The 2,528-nt window shown below is 57.3% G+C and carries 2 protein-coding genes and 1 pseudogene; all 3 read left to right on the plus strand.

The genetic code is table 11. The annotated features are described in order from the left end of the window. Positions 1-190: pseudogene (locus Q1B15_RS20570) on the plus strand (Na/Pi cotransporter family protein); the annotation flags it as partial. A 17-nt stretch (positions 191-207) separates the two neighbouring features. After that, positions 208-1,572: a glutamine synthetase family protein gene (locus tag Q1B15_RS20575; RefSeq protein WP_299757467.1), complete on the plus strand. Its 1,365-nt coding sequence runs from the start codon at positions 208-210 to the stop codon at positions 1,570-1,572. 76 nt (positions 1,573-1,648) lie between these two features. After that, positions 1,649-2,528, plus strand: an 880-nt coding sequence (locus Q1B15_RS20580) for an aldehyde dehydrogenase family protein (RefSeq protein ID WP_299757469.1), incomplete at its 3' end; no start/stop codon positions are given.

Here is a 2,528-nt window from a genome sequence, read left to right on the forward strand (position 1 = left end):
AGCACATCTAAAGCGGCTTGAAACCGGCGAAACCGACAGCTTTGCCTCAAGCGATGTCCATCTGGAAACTCTGCGTGCACTGCGCGAACTTTATGGCCATCTTGCCGCCATCGCCTATCCGATTTTGTATCGGAACGGGCAGATTCTTGAAACGCGGCTCATCACTGATTTGAATGAAGCAACGACTTAATCTCGCAGGGGGACCACATGACTGCCAATCTGACGTTTGACGCGCTGAAAGAAGACGCGGCCCAGGGCACTATCGATACCGTACTTGTCTGTTTGATCGACATGCAAGGCCGCCTGATGGGCAAGCGCTTCCATGTCTCGAATTTTCTTGAATCGGGATACAACGAAACGCACTGCTGCAATTACTTGCTGGCCACCGATATCGAAATGAACACGCCCGATGGCTTTGCCGCAACATCGTGGGAAGCGGGCTATGGCGACTATGTAATGAAGCCCGATCTATCGACATTGCGCCGCATTCCGTGGCTTGAAGGAACCGCTTTGGTTTTGTGTGACCTTATCGATCATCACACCCACGAGCCCGTGCCCCACGCGCCACGTCAGATCTTGAAAGAGCAGATCAAACGCGCCGAGGCGATGGGGTTCACGCCCAATATGGCGACCGAGCTGGAGTTTTTTCTGTTTGAACAAAGCTTCGACGATATCCGACGCGCTGGTTTTCGTGATCTCACGCCGATCAGTGGATATAACGAAGACTACCATATTCTTCAGACGACGAAAGAAGAGCATGTCATGCGGCCGATCCGCAATCTGCTGGTCGCGGCGGGCGTGCCGGTCGAAAACTCTAAGGGCGAGGCGGAAACCGGACAGGGCGAATTGAACATTCGCTATGCGACAGCGATGCTGGCGGCCGACCACCACACAATCGCCAAGCAGGCAATCAAGGAGATCGCCAACGCCAAGGGCCACGCCGCGACGTTCATGCCAAAGTGGCATCACGCGAAGGTGGGCTCGGCGGCGCATATCCATCAGTCGCTGTTCAAGGGCAGCGAGAATGCCTTTCACGCAGCAGGTACTGCTCTGGCGATGTCGGACACGATGAAGTCCTATGTTGCCGGACTTTTGAAATACTCCGCGGATGTCACGTTCTTCATGGCGCCTTATGTGAACAGCTACAAACGCTTCCTACCCGGCACCTTTGCGCCGACGAAGATTGCGTGGTCTATAGACAATCGCACGGCAGGCTACCGCCTTGTGGGTGATGGCACCAAAGGCGTGCGGATCGAGTGTCGGATACCCGGTTCGGACATCAACCCGTACCTTGCCTGCGCGGCGCAGCTTGCGGCCGGCCTAACCGGCATCGAAGAGGAGTTGTCGTTGAGCGATCCTATCCAGGGCGACATTTATAGCATGGACGACGTGCCTGAGATCCCATCGACCCTGCGGGCGGCGACCGAGACATTGCGCGGGTCTTCGATGCTGCGTGCACAGATGGGAGACTGGGTGGTAGATCACTATACACGCGCGGCGGAAGTCGAACAGGAAGAGTTCGACAAGGTTGTTACCGATTGGGAAGTTGCGCGGGGATTTGAACGAGCATGACCGACCGGGGAGCGATACGGTCTCGCATCGATGCGTATTTCACAGCCTATATCAGAAACGAACCGTGAATGAAAAAATGACAAATGAAATCAAGTTGATATCGCCCATCGACGGGTCCGTCTATCTGACCCGCTCGCCGCTTTCGCGCGACGATGCCTTTGCGGCGGCCCGCCGTGCGCGACAGGCGGCACGGGGGTCCTGGGCCGGGCGTCCGGTTCGCGAACGCGTCGATCTGGTGCTGAAAGCCGTCGAGATCGTCGGGCAGAGCACCGATCGCATGGCGCTTGAACTGGCGCATCAGATGGGGCGACCCATTCGATATGGCGGCGAGTTTGGCGGGTTTAACGAGCGCGCGCAGTACATGGCGAAGATCGCGGAAGAGGGCCTCGCGGACGATGTGATCGAGGACAGCGACACATTCCGACGGGTGATAAAGCGTGTGCCGTGGGGTGTGGTTCTGGTCGTCGCTCCGTGGAATTATCCCTATATGACGGCGATCAATACCATCGCGCCGGCGCTGATTGCGGGCAATACGGTGATGTTGAAACACGCCGCGCAAACGCTTCAGGTGGGCGAACGTCTGGCCGAGGCGTTTCACCAAGCGGGCGTTCCGAAAGAGGTGTTTCAGAACGTAATTCTGGATCATGACACGACGAGCGCCCTGATCTCGGAGCGGGCTGTGGATTTCGTTAATTTCACCGGCTCGGTTGGCGGCGGTCAGGCGATGGAGCGGGCGGCTGCGGGTACGTTCATTCCGGTTTCGACCGAACTTGGCGGCAAGGATCCAGGGTATGTGCGCATCGATGCCAATCTGGATGCCGCGGTGGATACGCTGATGGACGGTGCGATCTTCAATGCCGGTCAGTGTTGTTGCGGGATCGAGCGGATTTATGTCGAACAATCGCTGTTTCCAGCCTTCGTCGAAAAGGCCGTGATCTGGGCCAAGGCGCTGAAGC

This window comes from uncultured Boseongicola sp., from assembly GCF_937988555.1.
In the GTDB taxonomy this organism is placed as follows: Bacteria; Pseudomonadota; Alphaproteobacteria; order Rhodobacterales; family Rhodobacteraceae; genus Boseongicola.